The organism is Mycobacterium persicum, from assembly GCF_002086675.1.
GTDB lineage: Bacteria > Actinomycetota > Actinomycetes > Mycobacteriales > Mycobacteriaceae > Mycobacterium > Mycobacterium persicum.
This window is the reverse complement of the sequence record NZ_MVIF01000110.1, coordinates 1-18,099: the sequence shown is the minus strand read 5'-3', so window position 1 is coordinate 18,099 and position 18,099 is coordinate 1. Positions and strand designations below refer to the sequence as shown.

The 18,099-nt window shown below is 68.1% G+C and carries 17 protein-coding genes and 1 pseudogene; 10 read left to right on the top strand and 8 right to left on the bottom strand.

Going from position 1 to position 18,099, the window contains the following annotated elements:
- Nucleotides 1-113: 113 nt before the first annotated feature.
- Nucleotides 114-1,088, bottom strand: coding sequence for a carbohydrate kinase family protein (locus BST40_RS23895; protein WP_075545220.1), 975 nt, complete (start codon nt 1,086-1,088; stop codon nt 114-116).
- Between the two features lie 192 nt (nt 1,089-1,280).
- On the opposite strand from BST40_RS23895, the gene BST40_RS23890 reads away from it, so the two are divergent.
- A complete protein-coding gene (locus BST40_RS23890) occupies nt 1,281-1,949 on the top strand; it encodes an Rv0361 family membrane protein (protein ID WP_075545221.1) in 669 nt (222 codons plus the stop codon).
- Between the two features lie 44 nt (nt 1,950-1,993).
- Here the strand turns inward: BST40_RS23890 and BST40_RS23885 are convergent, their stop codons facing one another.
- Together BST40_RS23885 and BST40_RS23880 are read right to left on the bottom strand one after the other, a co-directional pair.
- A complete protein-coding gene (locus BST40_RS23885; protein ID WP_036393138.1) occupies nt 1,994-2,350 on the bottom strand; it encodes an iron-sulfur cluster assembly accessory protein in 357 nt (118 codons plus the stop codon).
- Nucleotides 2,351-2,434: 84 nt separating this feature from the next.
- Entirely contained in the window at nt 2,435-3,511 is a 1,077-nt protein-coding gene (locus BST40_RS23880; protein ID WP_089025292.1) for a glycerate kinase family protein, read from the bottom strand.
- Between the two features lie 174 nt (nt 3,512-3,685).
- On the opposite strand from BST40_RS23880, the gene BST40_RS23875 reads away from it, so the two are divergent.
- The 5 genes and pseudogenes from BST40_RS23875 (at nt 3,686) to BST40_RS23855 (ending at nt 7,907) form a co-directional block, all read left to right on the top strand.
- Entirely contained in the window at nt 3,686-4,390 is a 705-nt protein-coding gene (locus BST40_RS23875) for a DUF3043 domain-containing protein (protein WP_075545223.1), read from the top strand.
- A 63-nt stretch (nt 4,391-4,453) separates the two neighbouring features.
- Nucleotides 4,454-4,597: pseudogene (locus tag BST40_RS23870) on the top strand (bifunctional adenosylcobinamide kinase/adenosylcobinamide-phosphate guanylyltransferase); the annotation flags it as partial.
- Entirely contained in the window at nt 4,594-5,658 is a 1,065-nt protein-coding gene (gene cobT, locus BST40_RS23865) for a nicotinate-nucleotide--dimethylbenzimidazole phosphoribosyltransferase (RefSeq protein ID WP_075545225.1), read from the top strand. The pseudogene BST40_RS23870 and the gene cobT, both read left to right, overlap by 4 nt.
- A 2-nt stretch (nt 5,659-5,660) precedes the next feature.
- A complete protein-coding gene (locus BST40_RS23860; RefSeq protein WP_075545226.1) occupies nt 5,661-6,401 on the top strand; it encodes an adenosylcobinamide-GDP ribazoletransferase in 741 nt (246 codons plus the stop codon).
- A gap of 99 nt (nt 6,402-6,500) precedes the next feature.
- A complete protein-coding gene (locus BST40_RS23855; RefSeq protein WP_089025291.1) occupies nt 6,501-7,907 on the top strand; it encodes a hypothetical protein in 1,407 nt (468 codons plus the stop codon).
- Here BST40_RS23855 and BST40_RS23850 read toward each other — a convergent pair.
- Nucleotides 7,904-9,010, bottom strand: a complete 1,107-nt coding sequence (locus BST40_RS23850) for a branched-chain amino acid aminotransferase (RefSeq protein ID WP_082275189.1) — start codon at nt 9,008-9,010, stop codon at nt 7,904-7,906. The genes BST40_RS23855 and BST40_RS23850 overlap by 4 nt on opposite strands.
- Before the next feature lie 50 nt (nt 9,011-9,060).
- On the bottom strand, nt 9,061-10,158 hold the full coding sequence (gene gcvT / locus BST40_RS23845) for a glycine cleavage system aminomethyltransferase GcvT (protein ID WP_075545227.1): 1,098 nt from the start codon (nt 10,156-10,158) through the stop codon (nt 9,061-9,063).
- A 45-nt stretch (nt 10,159-10,203) separates the two neighbouring features.
- Here gcvT and BST40_RS23840 point away from each other — a divergent pair, with 45 nt between their 5' ends.
- A complete protein-coding gene (locus BST40_RS23840; protein ID WP_075545228.1) occupies nt 10,204-11,340 on the top strand; it encodes an adenylate/guanylate cyclase domain-containing protein in 1,137 nt (378 codons plus the stop codon).
- A gap of 6 nt (nt 11,341-11,346) precedes the next feature.
- The gene (locus tag BST40_RS23835) at nt 11,347-12,903 is read left to right on the top strand and encodes a leucyl aminopeptidase (RefSeq protein WP_089025290.1); all 1,557 of its coding nucleotides are present in this window, start codon (nt 11,347-11,349) and stop codon (nt 12,901-12,903) included.
- Between the two features lie 15 nt (nt 12,904-12,918).
- On the opposite strand, the gene BST40_RS23830 is transcribed toward BST40_RS23835, so the two are convergent.
- Together BST40_RS23830 and BST40_RS23825 are read right to left on the bottom strand one after the other, a co-directional pair.
- On the bottom strand, nt 12,919-14,517 hold the full coding sequence (locus BST40_RS23830; RefSeq protein WP_075545230.1) for a phytoene desaturase family protein: 1,599 nt from the start codon (nt 14,515-14,517) through the stop codon (nt 12,919-12,921).
- Between the two features lie 2 nt (nt 14,518-14,519).
- Nucleotides 14,520-14,984, bottom strand: a complete 465-nt coding sequence (locus BST40_RS23825; protein WP_075545231.1) for an SRPBCC family protein — start codon at nt 14,982-14,984, stop codon at nt 14,520-14,522.
- A gap of 164 nt (nt 14,985-15,148) precedes the next feature.
- Here BST40_RS23825 and BST40_RS23820 point away from each other — a divergent pair, with 164 nt between their 5' ends.
- On the top strand, nt 15,149-15,505 hold the full coding sequence (locus BST40_RS23820) for an aminopeptidase (protein ID WP_075545232.1): 357 nt from the start codon (nt 15,149-15,151) through the stop codon (nt 15,503-15,505).
- On the opposite strand, the gene BST40_RS23815 is transcribed toward BST40_RS23820, so the two are convergent.
- The gene (locus BST40_RS23815; RefSeq protein ID WP_075545233.1) at nt 15,498-17,282 is read right to left on the bottom strand and encodes an SDR family oxidoreductase; all 1,785 of its coding nucleotides are present in this window, start codon (nt 17,280-17,282) and stop codon (nt 15,498-15,500) included. The two genes, BST40_RS23820 and BST40_RS23815, sit on opposite strands and share 8 nt — an antisense overlap.
- Nucleotides 17,283-17,516: 234 nt before the next feature.
- Between BST40_RS23815 and BST40_RS23810 the strand changes: the two genes are divergently transcribed.
- Nucleotides 17,517-18,099 (top strand): biotin/lipoyl-containing protein (locus BST40_RS23810; protein ID WP_341865535.1); only part of this gene is annotated, 583 nt, incomplete at its 3' end.

Here is an 18,099-nt window from a genome sequence, read left to right as displayed (position 1 = left end):
CCGACTCAGGCTTGCGCCAACCCGCACGAGGCATACCCTACAAACTACACCCATGTAGTCTTAACTGAACGGTATTGGGGCTAAGCCCGGGCTAAGCCTGGGCTAAGCCAGGGCTAAGCCAGCACCGCCGTGATCTCGGCGGCCGCCTCGTCGCCGTAGGCACCGGCCAGCCGGGACGCTGCGGCCTGGTGATCCCACTGCCACTCTTGGGTGCCGGTCGATTCCAGCACCAACACCGCGACCAGCGAACCCAGCTGCGCGGACCGCTCCAAGCTCAACCCGGCACTGCGCCCGTTCAGGAAACCGGCGCGGAACGCGTCGCCGACCCCGGTCGGGTCGGTCTGGCTGGTTTCGGGGACCACGCCGACGTGGATGGTGGTGCCGTCCGGGTCCACCACATCCACCCCCTTGGGGCCCAAAGTGGTCACCCGCAGGTCGATCTGGGCCATCACCTCGGCCTCCGTCCAGCCGGTCTTCGACAGCAGCAGGTCCCATTCGTAGTCGTTGGTGAACAAGTAGCTGGCACCGCCGATGAGCTGACGGATTTCCTCGCCGGACAGCCGAGCCAGCTGCTGGGAGGGATCAGCGGCAAAGGCCAGCCCCAGTTTGCGGCATTCCTCGGTGTGTAAGAACATCGCCTCGGGGTCGTTGGCGCCGATGATGACCAGCTCCGGAGTGCCGATCGCCGACACCACGTCGGCGAGCTTGATGGTGCGGGCCTCTGACATGGCCCCCGGATAGAACGATGCGATCTGGGCCATGTCCACGTCGGTGGTACAGGTGAACCGCGCCGTGTGGGCGGTCTCGGAGATCAGGACGTGATCACAGTTGACACCGTGGGCTTTGAGCCAGTCTCGGTAATCGGCGAAGTCCGCGCCGGCCGCGCCGACCAGCGCCACATCACCGCCCAGCACGCCGATGGCAAAAGCCATATTCCCGGCCACGCCGCCGCGGTGCACCACCAGGTCGTCAACTAAGAAGCTGAGCGACACCTTGTGTAAGTGCTCGGGCAGCAGTTGCTCGGAAAATCGGCCGGGAAACCGCATCAGATGGTCGGTTGCAATCGAACCGGTTACCGCAATCGTCACAAAATCTCCGTCCTTGGTTCGTAAGGTCGTCTAGCCTCTCACAATTATCGACGCCGCGGCCCGCCCCGTCGCGTCGACAGCCGACGGCAGGTATTGCGCTAGCCTGCCCTAGGGAACTCACCTCATTGCCGGAATCCGCTGGCGGGCGACAAGCCCATATGTCGTTCCGTCAACCACCGTAGGAGAACCACGATGGCTGGTCAGCACCCGCCGAACCCTGCCGTCGGCACCGAAGGAGCCCCAGAGCTGCGACCATACCCGCCGACCGGGGCCGATGAGCCTCTTGAATACCCTCACGAAGCCGCCGACCGGCAACCCGCCTTTCACCCCGCCCCGACGGCGGGTTATGCAGGCATGCCGGGCTCCTATCCGAGGCGACGGCCGAGGCGGCTGCTGATCGGCACCCTGCTGGCCCTCGCCTTGGTCGGTGCGTTGACCGCGGCAATCGTGTACGGGGTTCGCACCAACGGGGCCAACACCGGCGGCACCTTCACGGAAGCATCGGCCAAAACGGCGATTCAGGGCTACCTCAACGCACTTCAGCATCGCGATGTCGACGTCATCGTGCGCAACGCGCTGTGCGGGATCTACGACGCGGTCAAGGACCGGCGGTCGGATCAGGCCCTGGCCAAGTTGAGCAGTGACGCCTTTCGTAAGCAGTTCTCCCAGGCCGACGTGACGTCGATCGACAAAGTCGTGTACTGGTCGCAGTACCAGGCCCAGGTGCTGTTCACCATGCAGGTGACGCCTGCCACCGGCGGCCCGCCGAAGGGGCAGGTGCAGGGCATCGCCCAGCTTCTCTTCCAGCGCGGGCAGATACTGGTCTGCTCCTACGTGCTGCGCACGGCCGGGCATTATTGACCGGGCCGGGATGATCCCGGCCCGGCAGACCTACGTCGGTCAGGTCAGTTGAAGGAATCCCCACACGCGCAGGACCCGGTCGCGTTTGGGTTGTCGATCGTGAAGCCCTGCTTCTCGATGGTGTCCACGAAATCGATCGATGCGCCTTCCACATACGGCGCGCTCATCCGGTCGACCGTCAACGTCACGCCGCCGAACTCCGCCGTCAGGTCGCCGTCCAGCGTCCGGTCGTCGAAGAACAGGTTGTAGCGCAGGCCCGCGCACCCTCCCGGCTGCACCGCAATCCGCAGCGACAGGTCGTCACGTCCCTCCTGATCGAGAAGGGACTTCGCCTTGGCGGCAGCGGCCTCGGTCAGGATCACGCCATGGGTCTTGGCGGTCGGCTCGTTCTGCACCGTCATTGCTTCTCCTACATGCCTCATCGTTAGGTGGGATCGCCGGCTGTCATGTCAGCCCGGACCCGCATCGGGGAAAACCCACTGCTACTAACGGTACCTCGCAGACCGGGGATTCCCGAGTCGCGCGGCGACTTCCGACGCCAAACCCATCAGCTGATTGGCCGCATCGGCCAGTGCCAACCGCACCGAACCCGCATAGTCGGCGATGGACAAGGCCGACATGATGCCCGACGACCGGATCGTCGATTTATCCAAGACCACCTGTCCGGCCAGCACTATCACCGGAATGCCCAGCGGACGGGCCGCGGCCGCGATCTCGCCCACGACCTTGCCGTGCAGCGACTGTTCGTCGAACTTGCCCTCACCGGTGATGATCAGCTGTGCTTCGGCGAGGTCGTCGGCCAAATGGGTGTGTTCGGCGATGATCGCGGCACCGGACTCGCATCGGCCACCGAGCGCGAGCAGACCCGCGCCGATGCCGCCGGCGGCACCCGCACCGGGCGCGGCGCTCACTGCCCGACCGGCGGCCGCGTCCAGTTCCACCGCCCATGCCTCGAGGCGGGCCTCCAGTGAGGCGACGGTGGCCGCGTCCGCGCCCTTCTGCGGCGCGAACACCCTGGCCGCGCCCCATGGCCCCACCAGCGGGTATTCCACGTCGGAGGCGGCGATCAGCTCGACTCCGGTGAGTCGTCGGCGGGCGGCGTCCAGACCGCCGAGTTCGGCGATCATGCCGTACCCGCCGTCCGTGCACGCGCTGCCCCCCAGCCCGACCACGATGCGCCGCGCCCCGGCCGCGACTGCGGCAGCGATGAGCTGCCCGACTCCCCTGCTGTGTGCGGTCAACGCGGTCTCGGTCGTTGGCGGACCACCGAGCAGGGACAGGCCGCAGGCCTGCGCACATTCCAGGTAGGCGGTTGCCGAGGCCTGATCGAACATCCATGCGGCGTCCACGTCGGTGTCCAACGGCCCCGACACCCGCAGCAGCCGTGACTCCCCGAAGCGGCTTTGCAGCACCTCGATAAAACCGGGCCCGCCGTCGGACTGGGGAGCCACGATGAAGGTGTCATTCGGCCGGGAGCGGGTCCAGCCGGTGGCGATCACCGCGGCGGCATCCACCGCCGACAGGCTGTCGCCGTAGCAGTCCGGGGCCACCAGTACCCGCATCGCGGGCAGCTGGATCCGGCCGGGCCCGAGGGCATCGGCAGCAGCATCCGAAGCAGACGAGCCGTCCATTACAAGCAAGAGTAGGGCTAACACGGATGCCGGCGCTGGGTAACAGCAGCACAATTCCCCGTCGCTGTTCCCGGCGCTGGCCGCCCGCACAGTAACCTGTCGACTGTGAAGCTGTTGGGCCGCAAGAAGGGCCACGAAGAAGGTGCCGAGGTTTCGGCGAAGGCTGAGGACAGCCAAGGGGCGCAGACTCGTTCCCCGGCCGAGTCCGCAACTTCTCGCGGGTCGCGAGCAACCGGACCCAAGGGCCGGCCGACGCCCAAGCGCAGCGAGGCGAGGCGCAGCGCAAAGAAAGGCCCCGTCGTCCCGGCACCGATGACGGCCGCCGAGGCGCGTGCCCGGCGCAAGTCGCTGTCCGGCCCGAAACTGAGCCGCGCCGAACGCCGGGCCGAACGTACTGCCAGCCGGGCCCGGATGAGCGAACGCCGCGAACGGATGATGGCCGGCGAGGAGGCCTATCTGCTCCCGCGCGACCAGGGCCCGATACGCCGTTATGTCCGCGACGTGGTCGATGCCCGGCGTTTCAGCCTGCTGAGCCTGTTCATGCCGTCGGCGCTGGGTTTGCTGTTCGTGATGTTCGCCGTCCCGCAGTTGCAGCTCTACATGTCGCCCGCGATGCTGGTGCTGATGGCCCTGATGACCGTCGACGGAATCATGTTGGGTCGCAAGGTGAGCAGGCGGGTCGACGCGAAGTTCCCGAACAACACCGAAAGCCGTTGGAAACTCGGCCTTTACGCTGCCGGCCGGGCGTCGCAGATGCGCCGGATGCGGGCACCGCGCCCCCAGGTGGAGCGCGGAGCCAGCATCGGTTAGCGCCGGAACGCTGGCTGACCACTCATGCGCACCCTGGTTCTCGACGGGATCTGGTCGGGCAGGCTGACCGTCGTACCGGCAACCGCATCCGGGCGCCGCTTCGCATCCGAGCTGGGCAGCCGCACGCAGCAAATGGCAACGGTCTGCGATCAGGTGGTGCTGGTGGTGGCCGAGCAGGCCGTCCCGATTAAGCCGTCACGCACATGATCGGATTCGCGCCGATATCGCCGCCCGACCCGGATGTCGAAGCCGCCGCGCGGGCCCGACAGGACGTCCTGACCAAACCGCGGGGAGCGCTGGGCCGCCTCGAGGACCTTTCGGTGTGGGTGGCCGCCTGCCAGGGTCACTGTCCGCCGCGACAGTTCCAGCGCGCCCGGGTGATCGTTTTCGCCGGTGACCACGGCGTCGCCCGGTCGGGGGTGTCGGCGTACCCGCCGGAAGTCACCAACCAGATGGTCGCCAATATCGACGGCGGCGGGGCGGCGATCAACGCGTTGGCCGACGTAGCCGGTGCGACGGTGCGGGTGGCGGACTTGGCGGTGGATTCCGATGCGGTGTCGGAGCGGATCGGCGCCTACAAGGTGCGCCGCGGCAGCGGCGATATCAGCACCGAAGACGCATTGACCGCCGACGAGACGGCCCGCGCCATCGCCTCCGGCCAGCAGATCGCCGACGAGGAGGTCGACGCCGGCGCCGATCTGCTCATCGCCGGCGACATGGGAATCGGGAACACCACCGCGGCGGCAGTGCTGGTGGCGGCGCTGACCGACACTGAACCGGTCGCGGTGGTCGGGTTCGGGACCGGGATCGACGACGCCGGCTGGGCCCGCAAGACGGCCGCGGTGCGCGATGCGCTGTTCCGGGCGCGGCCGGTGCTGCCCGACCCGGTGGGGCTACTGCGCTGCTGCGGTGGCGCCGATCTGGCGGCAATGGCGGGTTTCTGCGCGCAGGCCGCGGTCCGGCGGACACCGCTGTTGCTCGACGGTATGGCGGTGACGGCCGCAGCTCTGGTCGCCGAACGCCTGGCGCCCGGCGCCCGGCAGTGGTGGCAGGCCGGTCACCGGTCCACCGAACCGGGTCACCAGCTGGCCCTGACGGCGCTGCAGCTGGATCCGATCCTGGACCTGCGGATGCGGTTGGGTGAGGGCACCGGCGCCACGCTTGCGCTGTCGGTGCTGCGCGCCGCAGCGGCCGCGCTCTCCTCGATGGCTACCTTCACCGAGGCCGGTGTGTCCGGTCCGCGCACCTCCGGTATCGGCACGGCCTAGCCGTGATCCGTTCCCTGGCAACAGCTTTCGCCTTCAGCACGGTGATGCGCATGCCGAGTTCGCGGGCAGCTCCAATGGGACGCGGCGCGATGACGGCGCTACCGGTGGTCGGCGCGGCGCTGGGTGGCCTGGCCGCCGCTGTCACCTGGGCCGGCGCAGTGGTCTTCGGGCCGTCCAGCCCGTTGTCCGGGCTGCTGGCGGTGACGGTGTTGCTGGCGGCAACCCGCGGCCTGCACATCGACGGCGTTGCCGATACGGCCGATGGCCTGGGTTGCTACGGCCCGGCGCAGCGCGCCCTTGCCGTGATGCGCGACGGGTCGTCGGGGCCGTTCGGGGTGGCGGCCGTCGTCCTGGTCATCACGCTGCAGGGGCTGGCCTTCCCGGCGCTGGGCGCCGCTGGTGCCCTCGTGGCAGTCTTCGCCGGCCGGATCACCGCGGTGCTGGCCTGTCGCCGGTCGGTTCCGGCCGCCGACGGCAGCGTCCTGGGTGCGCGCGTCGCCGGTACCCAGCCGGCGGCCGTGGTCGCGGCGTGGCTCGCTGTGCTGGTCGCGGCTTCGCTGCCGGCGGGGCCACGGCCATGGCACGGGCCGGTAGCGGTACTGGTGGGGGTGTTGTGCGGTGGCGTCCTGGTCGCGCACTGCGTGCGCCGGTTCGGTGGTGTCACCGGTGACGTGATCGGCGCGGCGATCGAACTGACGACGACGGTCAGTGCGCTATTGCTGGCGGCACTGGCCCGCCTCTAGTCCTCGCGACGTTCCCCCAATCGGTGGACACGCGTTTCCCCTGATTGTGGCCGATCGGAGGATTGTCTCCGCCGTTTAGCAGCCCTAACCTCTTCAGACATGCCGTTATCACCGTCGACCAGGGCGGTCGCTGCCGCTTCGGCGCGGACCAGTCCGTTCGGGCGATTGGTGACCCAGGGCACTTTCTACACCACCGGAATGCAACTCAGCAACAGCGCCGTGGTGCTGCCCTTCATCTGCGCACATCAGGGCATCACCTGGGCGGCCGGAATGCTGTTTCCGGCGTACAGCATCGGCTTGATCATGGGAAATTCGGCGTCGCCGGCGATCCTGCAACGAGCCGGCCGGATGCGCCACGTGCTGCTGGCAATGACCGCGGCGACGGTGGCTGCGCTGATGATCTGGGATGCGGTGATCCCATGGACCGGCGTCTATGCCGCGGCGGTGTTTCTGCTGACCACGGCAGCTGCCGGCGTTGTCATCGCGGTGGCCACTGTCGCCTATACCGACATGGTCTCCAGCAAGCTGCCCGCAAGGCGCCGCGGCGAACTGTTCCTGACTCAAGGCGCCGCGGGATCGACGCTGGCCACCGGCGTCATGCTGCTGATAGCGCCCATGCTGGCCAGCGGTGATCAAATAGCCCACTACCGCGATCTGCTGTGGCTGGGTGCTCTCGCTCTGATTGCTTCCAGCGTCGCTGCGCTGCTCGTGGGTCCCATGCGGTCCGCGTCCACCACCGTCCGCCCGCCGCTTCGGGAAATCTATCGACAGGGTTTCGCGGTCGCCCGGGACCAGCCGTGGTTTCGCCGGTACGCGGTGACGTATCTGCTGTTTGCCCCGATCTGCCTGGGAACCACCTTCTACAGCCTGCGCGCCGCAAAGAAGATGGGCAGTTTGCATGTGCTGGTGGTCCTGTCCAGCGTCGGACTGGTCGTCGGTTCGGCGTTCTGGCGCAAGATCTACCGTCGGTTCGGAGTGCGCGGCATGCTGCTGGGCAGCGCATTGTGCAGCACGACCGCCGCCCTGGTGTGCATCGCGGCGGAGTTGTCGGGCCAGTGGTACCACCTGTGGGCGTACGGCACGGTTTTCCTGCTGGCGACGCTGGCCGCCCAACCCGTATCCGCGGCGTCGGTCTCCTGGATCAGCGTGTTCGCCGCCGAGCAGCACCGCGCGACGCTGATCGGCTTCGGGGCGACGTTGCTCGCGATCACGTTCACCGTGCTGGGCGGTGTCCTCGGCATGATCGCCCAAAAACACGCCACCGTGTGGCCGGTCGTCGTTGTGCTGGCGCTGTCGCTGGTTGCTGCTTTCGTCGCCGTCCGGGCACCCGGGCCAATGGACGACCGGGCGCACGATCGATCATCGCGACCGCAGACCGGCGTACCAAGGCTGGTCCTGCTCGGAGACTGCGACGGCTCCGCGCTCCGCCGGCAGACCCGACGGGCCACGGCCAGCTGGCAACCCGAGCCGGTTCGGCCGGCGGCCGCCGCAGCCGCGGCCAGCTAACCCAACCGCGACATCCACCCGTGGGTGTCGGCGAAGGTGCCCCGCTGAATCCCGGTCAACGTGTCACGCAATGCCATGGTCAGCTCACCGGGCTGGCCGTCGGCGATGGTGAACTCGACGTCGCCGTACTTCACCCGCGACACCGGGGTGATCACGGCGGCGGTACCACAAGCGAACACCTCGGTGATCTCGCCGACGGCGGCCTTCTTCTGCCACTCGGCGATATCGATCTTGCGCTCCTCGACCGTCACGCCGGCATCGGTCGCCAAGTGCAGCAACGAATCCCGGGTGATGCCGGGCAGCAGCGAACCGGACAGCTCCGGGGTGACCAGCCTGGCCGATCCGCCGCTGCCGAACACGAAGAAAATGTTCATCCCGCCCATCTCTTCGACATAGCGGCGTTCGACCGCGTCCAGCCACACCACTTGGTCGCACCCGTTGTCGACGGCTTCGGCCTGAGCCAGTAGCGAAGCGGCGTAATTGCCGCCGCACTTGGCCGCGCCGGTGCCGCCGGGGCTGGCTCGCACGTACTCCGTCGACACCCAGACGCTGACGGGATTGACGCCGCCCTTGAAGTAGGCGCCCGCTGGCGAGGCGATCAGCAGGTAGCGGTAGTCCTTGGCCGGCCGCACGCCCAAACCGGGCTCGGTGGCGATGATGAACGGCCGCAGATACAACGCCTCCTCGCCGCCGGCCTGCGGAACCCAGGCGTTGTCGACGGCGATCAGCTGACACAGCGATTCGATGAAGAGCTCGTCGGGCAATTCCGGGATCGCCAGCCGGCGGGCCGAGGACCGCAACCGCGCGGCGTTGGCCTCGGCCCGAAACGACACGATCGAACCGTCTGTCCAGCGGTAAGCCTTGAGGCCTTCGAACACCTCTTGCGCGTAGTGCAGCACGATCGCCGAGGGGTCCAGCTCGATCGGGCCATACCCGATGACCCGGGCGTTGTGCCAGCCCGTGCCCTCGGTGTAGTCGATCGAGACCATGTGGTCGGTGTGGAATTTGCCGAAGCCGGGGTCCTGCAGAATCGCTACGCGCTGGGCATCGCTTGCCGGATTCGCCGCGCGCGTCACGGTGAACTGTAAGGAACCGCTGGCCATGGCGCCGATTCTATCGGTGTGCGAAGGGTTTTCCGCAGGCGAGTGGGTCGCTAACGGGTTTTCGCCTCGACGAACGGCGGGGGCACCACGGCACACTCGGCGGCGCGCCCGCGAACGTCGACGGTGACGTGCCCACCGTCCGGCACGTCGGCATCGGTATCGATCAGCGCCAGCGCGATGCCGGCCTGCAATGTGGGCGAAAACGTTCCCGACGTGGTGACCCCGACCGCGGTATCGCCGACCAGCACCGTCAGACCCGGACGCAACACGCCGCGGCCGACCATCCGCAGCCCACGCAACAGCCGCCGCGGCCCGGCCGCCTTCTCCGCCAGCAGCGCGTCGCGGCCGAAGAACGCATCCTTTTTCCAGCCGATCGCCCAGCCGCAGCGAGCCTGCAACGGCGAAATGTCGGGTGAAAGCTCGTGCCCGTGCAGCGGATAACCCATCTCGGTGCGCAGCGTGTCGCGAGCCCCCAGACCGGCCGGCTGGCCGCCCGCGTCGGACACCGCGTCGACCAGGGCGTCGAACACCACACCGGCAGTCTCCCAGGGCGGCAGCAGTTCGTAGCCGTGCTCGCCGGTGTAGCCGGTGCGGCACACCCGCACCGGGACTCCGGAATACGCCGAATCGGCATAACCCATGTAATCCATGTCGGCCGGCAGGCCCAACGCGGCGAGCACGTCGGCGGAGCGCGGGCCCTGCACCGCCAATACGGCATAGGAGCGATGCACGTTGGTGATCGCCAGATCGCCCGGGGCAGCCGCCTGCAATGCGCTGACAACTGCGGCGGTGTTGGCGGCGTTGGGCACCAGGAAGATCTCGTCGTCGTCGACGTAATAGGCGATCAAGTCGTCGATGACGCCACCAGATTCGTTGCAGCACAAGGTGTATTGCGCCTTGCCGGGGCCGATGCGGTGCAGGTCGTTGGTCAGCGCGGAGTTGACGAACTCCGCCGCACCCGGTCCCCGGACCAGCGCTTTGCCGAGATGGCTGACGTCGAACAGGCCGACGGAGGTACGGGTGGCATGGTGCTCGCTGACGGTCCCGGCATATGACACCGGCATCATCCAGCCGCCGAACTCGGCGAAACTGGCGCCCAGCGCGCGGTGCCGGTCTTCCAGGGGTCCATGCTGCAGCTCATCGGTCACGACGACACACCCTAATAGGCGACGGCTGCTGGCAGACTTGGGTAGGTGTCCGACTCCCCCGACTCTCCCGACTCCCTCGACTTCGCAGCGCTGGAAGCTGCCGGAATTGCTGATCCACGCGGGCGCGCCGACCTGATCAAGTACTTGGACGGACTGGGCTTCACCGTCGACGAGATGGCCGAAGCCGAGCGCCGCGGCCGGCTGTTCGGTCTTGCCGGTGATGTCTTGCAATGGTCGGGGCCTCCCCTCTACACCGTGCAGTCGGCGGCCGACGAACTCGGGTTGTCCGGCGAGGAGGTCGCCCGCGTCTGGGCCCTGCTCGGGCTTACCGTCGCCGGTCCCGACGTTCCGACGTTGAGCCAGGCCGACGTCGACGCGCTGGCAACCTGGGTGGCGCTGAAAGCGGTGGTGGGTCAGGACGGGGCGTACGGACTGTTACGGGTGGTCGGCACCGCGATGGCCCGGCTCGCCGAAGCCGAGTCGACGATGATCCGCGCCGGCATGCCGGACATCCAGATGACCCACACCCATGACGAGCTCGCCACCGCGCAGGCCTACCGGGCCATCGCCGAGTTCGTTCCCCGGATCGGGAACTTGATCGACATCGTTCACCGGCATCATTTGACCAGTGCCCGCACGTATTTCGAAGGTGTCGTTCAAGACACCTCGGCGAGCGTCACCTGCGGCATCGGTTTTGCGGATCTGTCCAGCTTCACCGCGCTGACCCAGATGCTCACGCCCGCGCAGCTGCAGGAATTGCTCACCGAGTTCGGCGCCACCGTCGCCGACGTGGTGCATGCCGACGGGGGCCGGCTGGTGAAGTTCATCGGTGACGCGGTCATGTGGGTGAGCCCGACACCCGAGCGGTTGGTGCAGGCGGCGGTCGACCTGGTCGACCACCCGCGGGCCCGAGAGGCCGACCTGCAGGTGCGCGCCGGGCTTGCCTACGGCACCGTGTTGGCCATCAACGGCGACTACTTCGGCAGCCCGGTGAACTTGGCCGCGCGACTCGTGGCCGTCGCGGCACCGGGACAAATCCTGGCCGCGAGCGAACTCCATGACAAATTGCCGGATTGGCCCGCGACCGCGCACGGCCCGTTGACGCTGAAGGGTTTCGACGCCCCGGTGACGGCCTTCGCGCTGCGGGCCCGCGACGCCGACGGGCCAAGTCCCGTAGGGTAATTGCGCGTGACCACCGAACCGTCCAAACCGGGTTACCACAGTCCCACCGTCAACGTTGCCACGTCACTGCCGAAACGCGGTGCGGGTTCGGCAGTGCTGATCGTGCCGGTCGTCTCGACCGGTGACGACGAGACGCCCGGAGCGCTGGTGGCCGTCGCCGAGCCGTTCCTGAGCGCCGACGCCGTCGCCGACATCGAGGCCGGTCTGCGCGCACTGCAGGCCACCGGAGCCGGCGAGCAGATACACCGGCTGGTCGTGCCGTCGCTGCCGGTGGGCAGTGTGTTGACGGTCGGCCTGGGCAAGCCGCGGGCGGAGTGGCCGCCGGACATCATTCGCCGGGCCGCCGGGGTGGCCGCGCGGTCGCTGGGCAGCGCGCCGGCGGTGCTCACCACGCTGGCCACGCTGCCCGGCGAAGGCGTCTGCTCGGCCACCGTCGAAGGACTGATCCTGGGCAGCTACCGGTTCACCGCTTTCCGCAGCCCCAAGACCGCGCCCAAAGACGAAGGGCTGCGCAAGATCACGGTGCTGAGCACGGCCAAGGACGCCAAGAAGGACAGCGCGCGCGCCGCGGCGGTGGCTACCGCCGTCGCCACCGCGCGCGACTTGGTGAACACACCGCCGAGCCACCTGTACCCTGCCGAGTTAGCCAGGCGGGCAAGGGTTTTGGGCGAGGCAGCCGGACTCGAGGTCGAGGTGCTCGACGAGAAGGCGCTGCAGAAGGCCGGTTACGGCGGGGTGATCGGTGTCGGTCAGGGCTCGTCGCGGCCGCCGCGCCTGGTGCGGCTGGTCTATCGAGGTTCGCGGCTGGCCAAGAATGCGAAGCGGGCCAAGAAGGTCGCGTTGGTCGGCAAGGGAATCACCTTCGACACCGGCGGGATCTCGATCAAGCCGGCCGCGTCGATGCATCACATGACCTCGGACATGGGCGGGGCAGCCGCGGTGATCGCCACGGTCACGCTGGCCGCGCGGCTGCAGCTGCCGATCGACGTGATCGCCACGGTGCCGATCGCCGAGAACATGCCCTCGGCGACGGCGCAGCGCCCCGGCGACGTGCTGACCCAATACGGCGGAACGACGGTCGAGGTGCTCAACACCGACGCCGAGGGCCGGCTGATCCTGGCCGACGCGATCGTTCGGGCTTGCCAGGACAACCCGGACTATCTGATCGAGACGTCAACGTTGACCGGTGCGCAGACGGTGGCACTGGGCGCGCGTATCCCCGGCGTGATGGGCAGCGACGAGTTCCGCGATCGCGTCGCCGCGATCTCGCAGCGGGTCGGCGAAAACGGCTGGCCCATGCCGCTGCCCGATGAGCTCAAAGAGGACCTGAAATCCACGGTGGCCGACCTGGCCAACGTGAGTGGTCAGCGTTTCGCCGGCATGCTGGTGGCCGGGGTGTTCCTGCGGGAATTCGTCGCCGACTCGGTGGACTGGGCGCATATCGACGTGGCCGCCCCCGCCTACAACACCGGCAGCGCGTGGGGCTACACCCCCAAGGGTGCCACCGGCGTGCCGACCCGGACCATGATCGCGGTGCTCGAGGACATCTGCGAAAACGGCTAGAACACCGCCGGCCGGCTACTTGGTCAGTAGCGAGATCACCGCGCGGCGCAGCTTGCGCCGCGGCCAGCCGGTCAGGCCGCCGGCTGCCAACGCGGCCTGCGCGGCGTTCCGCCCGCAGGCGCCGTGCACGGAGCCACCCGGGGTCGCCGACGCGCTACCCAAATACAGTCCCTCGATTGGGGTTTCGGCGCGGCCCAGCCCCGGAGCCGGACGAAATATCAGCATCTGCGGTAACTGAGCGGTGCCGCCGTTGAGCGCACCGAGGTGCAGGTTGGCGTCACTGGCTTCAAGGTCCGACGGCCGCTGCACGAACCGGTCGAGCACCCGGGCGCCGAACCCGGGAGCATGCGCTTCGATGACCTGGTCGATCGATTTGGCCAGTTGCTCCGCCGAACCGTCGTCGGCCACATTGCGCGGCAGATGCGTATAGGCCCAAACACTTTCGGCTCCGGCGGGCGATCTGGTGGGGTCGGCCGTGGTGGTTTGGCCCAGTAGCAGGAACGGATGCGCGGGCACCACCCGGGTGTTCAGGTCGGCCATCCAGTGCACCAGCCCGTCCCCGTCGGCCCCGAGATGGACGGTGCCCGGCTGCCGCAACCTCTCCGATCGCCACGGGATGGGACCGTTGAGCGCATAGTTGACCTTGACCACCGGCGGATCCCAGACGTAGTGCTGGATCTCCCGGAGCAAGCCGCCGGGAACCGCATCCGCGGGCAACATGTCGCAAAACAGGCGCGGCGCCGTCACATCGGCGACGACGGCCCGTCGCGCCCGAACCGTTCGTCCTGCGGTGGTGGTCACCGATACCGCGCGGCCACCGCGGACGTGGATGCGAGAAACGTTCTGGTTGCATTCGATTCGCGCACCCGCCGAGGTTGCGCGGCGCACCAGCGCGGCCGTCAGCTGACCGGAGCCGCCGACGGGCACCGGCCAGCCGCAGTCCTGGCCCAGCATCGTCAGTAGAAAGCCGAACGCGCCGCTTCCGGGCGCGTCCAGCGGAGCGTCGGCATGCATGGCGTTGCCCAGCAACAAAAGTCGCGGCGCCTCACCGGCGAACATCCGGTCCGCCATGATGTTGGCGGGCTGCACCAGCAGATGCGCGAGCCGCACGGCGTCGGCGGTACCGAGCTTGAGCAGCAGCCGGATCATCGGGGCCAGCGGCGGAAACGGCGACAACATCGCATCCAGCAGCGGCGACTTGACTCTTTCCCACAGTCGCAGCACCCGCCACCAGTTTTCACCGTCGCCGTGCTGGCGACGTTCGAACTCCGCTGCGGTGCGAGCCGCGTCCCGGTAGAGGACCGGCGGGTCGTCGTCGGTCGCACTGCGCGGATGACCGACCACCGCGGGCGCGTGCGACCATCGCAGCCCGTGGTCTTCCAGCTGCAGCGCGGCGATGGCCGGCGAAGCGATCGTCATGGGATAGAAGGAACTGAACAGGTCGGTGACATAGCCGGGCGTCAGCTCGGCACTGCGCACCGCGCCACCGGGTTCGGGCTGGGCTTCCAGGACCAACACGTCCCAGCCGGCGTCGGCCAGCATCGAAGCGGCGACCAGCCCGTGATGTCCGGCACCGATAACAACGGCGTCGACCGCGTCGCAAGCGCGGGCCATGACTACCTGACCTGACTGGGCTCGAAGCGCTCCGCCATGGCCGCCAGCCGCAACAGGCATTCGCGGTTGCGTGGATAGATGGCGGCCAGAGCCAGTCGATCGGGCATCAGCCCGATCGGCCCCCGGACCGGCAGTTCGATCATGTCGAGCCGGCATCCGTTCGGGATTTCATGCAGCCGCATGGTGATCCGCGCGATACCCAACCAGCCCAGGCCGGCGTGCAAAACGAGCTCTCGGCCCGGTGCGCAGCTGTCGACCACTGTCTGGTCATCGATCACGAACGGCCAGATCCCTATCGAGTGCCGGATGGCCGCACCCGGTTGCGGCCAGTGTGAGTCGACCGCGCGAGTACGGCTGTTGCCCACCACCCATTGGCTGTAAGTCCATCCGTCGGCGAGCACGCCCCAGACATCGTCGCAGGATGCCGCCACGTCGCGGGTCGCGATCGGTTCTCGGGTCGCTGTCATGAGCTGGTCCTTTCGCGCTGGGGGTGATCCCAGCGGATACCCGCCACGACCGGAACTAATGCCCAGACCACGCGGGTCGACCGACTAGCAAACCCGCAGGTTTAGCCGCGCGATCCAGCGGCTAACCCCGATCAGCGACCGGAAACCTCGAGGAAGGCCGAATTGTGACTCTGCGACGGTTGATCATTGCGGTGGGTGCGGTGCTGTTGGTGGCCGGTGTCATCGGCCTGCTGGTGCCGGTGTCGGTGTCCAACAGCAACGGCGGTTCGATTTCCTGCGGAAACGGGTTCGCCACCGACCTGTCCGCGGCGCGCAACGCCAACAACAGCAATGGCGCCAACATCCCGATCCTCAACCAGGTCATCCCGCACACCGACTTCGTGGCGCAATGTGAATCGGCGGTATCGAGCCGGCGCATGTGGACCATCCCGCTGGTGGTCATCGGGATCGTCGGAATAGCCGGCGCCCTGCTGGTGCGGCGTTCTCAGGCCGCAGACACCAGCGTGGGAGACGTCAGATAACTCGCATGCGGGCGGTACTGCGCAGCGCCTGGGGCAGCACCCGGGAAATGCCGTACAGCGCGTAGGCCTCCGGCGCCACCGGGCGGATGGGCTTGTTCTTCTTGACCGCCGACACGATCGCGTGAGCAACCTTCTCGGGCCCGTAGTGGCGTAGCGCAAACATTCTGTCCAGCTGACCGCGCCGGCCTTCCACCTGCTCTTCGCCCTTTCCGACCGGCGTGTCGAAGCGGGTGGCCGCGACGATGTTGGTGTCGATGACGCCGGGACACACGGTGGTCAGACCGACGCCGGCGGCGTCGAGTTCGGCCCGCAGACAGTCGGAGAACATGTACGTCGCCGCCTTGGAGGTGCAGTAGGCGCTCAGCGATTGCAGCGGCGCGTAGGCGGCCATCGACGACACGTTGACGATGTGACCCCCGGTGCCGCGCTCGACCAGCCTGCGGGCAAAGGAGCGGCAACCGTTGACCACGCCGCCGAGATTGACGGCCAGCACCCGGTCGAACTGCTCGGGCGGAGTGTCCAGAAACCGGCCCGCCTGGCCGATGCCGGCGTTGTTGACGACGATGTCGGGAACGCCATGTTGGGTACTGACCTGCTCGGCGAACGCCTCCACCGCTTCGGCGTCAGACACGTCGAGCACATACGGGTAGGCGACGCCGCCGCGCGCCGCGATCTCCGCGGCGGTGTCTTTGACCGTGGCCTCGTCGATGTCACTGATCACCACCTCGGCACCCTCGCGGGCGAACGCGAGTGCGGTTTGGCGGCCGATTCCGCTGCCCGCCCCGGTGACGGCCACCAGGATGTCGCCGAAGTGCTTGCGCGGGCGGCCGACCTGTGCCCGCAGCAGTGCGCGGCTCGGCGGGTTGCCCTCGACGAGGTCGGCGATGTCGTGCACCGCGGCCGCCATCACCTGCGGGTGCGACATCGGGGAAAAGTGACCGGCTTTGATGTCTCGTCGCCACAGTCGCGGCACCCAGCGCGCGGTCTCGTCGTAGCCGTAGGGCCGCACATAGGGGTCCTGGGTGTTGACGATGAGCTGCACCGGGACGCCGATGACGGTGATGCCGCGACTGCGCCGCTGCCGGGAGAAAGCCCGAAAGTAGTTGGCAGGATAGGTCTTCACCGAGCGAGCGGCATCGCTGGGCAGGTTGTCGGAGTGGTGGATCTGGTCGGCCGGGATGTTGTCGACCATATTGCGGCGAACCGTCGCGAGCGAAAGCGCCATCCGCAGCAGCAGTGGCGCCAACACCGGCACCGAAAACAGCGCCATGTAACTCAACCGCAGCGCCTGGGCCAGCGACCGGAGAAATCGTCGCGGCCGCCATGGCCGGCGCAGCCCGCCCCAGACGTAATCGACCAACTGTTCCTGACTCGGGCCGGACACCGAGGTGAACGAGGCGACCCGGTCACCGGCGCCGGGGCGGGTCAAATACTCCCAGATGCCCACCGAGCCCCAGTCGTGGCCCATGACGTGGACCGGCCGGCCCGGGCTCAACTCGTCGACGACGGCGGCGAAGTCGTCGGCGAAACACGCCATGGTGTAGGCCGAGACGGGTTTGGGCGCCGACGACAGGCCGACCCCGCGGTTGTCGTAGCGGATCACCCGGAAACGCTGCGCCAGCCGCGGAACGACGCCGTCCCACAACACGTGCGAGTCGGGAAAGCCGTGCACCAGCACCACCGCCGGACCGTCGGGGTTGCCTTCTTCGTACACGGCGATACGAACGCCGTCCGCGCTGTCGACGAACCGCTGGGGTGCCTGTTGTGCTGCCGGCATCGGACCTCCGCCTCACCTGCGACTTGCTTCGCCTATCAGTGGCCACACCGTAGCAAGGGTGCCCTACGGTCGCCGTTGCCGCCGGAAAGCGCCGCGCCCTGAATGCGTGCCGGCCGGGCGGCAGTGACAGGATAGGTTTTGACATCTACTTGGGTTCCGCACCCGGTGCACGACTGTGTGGTAAGCCAGAGGTCGGTTTGTGCCGACCGACGACCGATCGAGGAGTCAACAGCGATGGCCTTCTCAGTCCAGATGCCGGCACTCGGTGAGAGCGTCACCGAGGGAACAGTCACCCGCTGGCTCAAGCAGGAAGGCGACACGGTCGAGATCGACGAGCCCCTCGTCGAGGTGTCGACGGACAAGGTCGACACCGAAATCCCCTCGCCGGCAGCGGGCGTGCTGACCAAGATCATCGCCCAGGAAGACGACACGGTCGAGGTCGGCGGCGAACTGGCCATCATCGGTGATGCGTCGGAAAGCGGCGGCGACGAAAAGCCCGCCCAACCGGAACCGGAAGCCTCGGGCCCCGGTAAGGCCGAGCCGGCCCCCCAGGCCCAACCGGCGCCGGAGCCCGAACCGCAACCCCAGGCGCCGTCTGAACCCGCCCAGCCGTCGGCTTCCGCCGGCGACACCACCCCGGTGCTGATGCCCGAACTCGGCGAATCGGTCACCGAAGGCACCGTGACTCGCTGGCTGAAGAAGGTCGGGGATTCGGTCGGAGTCGACGACCCGCTGGTGGAGGTCTCCACCGACAAGGTCGACACCGAGATCCCGTCACCGGTGGCCGGCGTTCTGGTCAGCATCACCGCCGACGAGC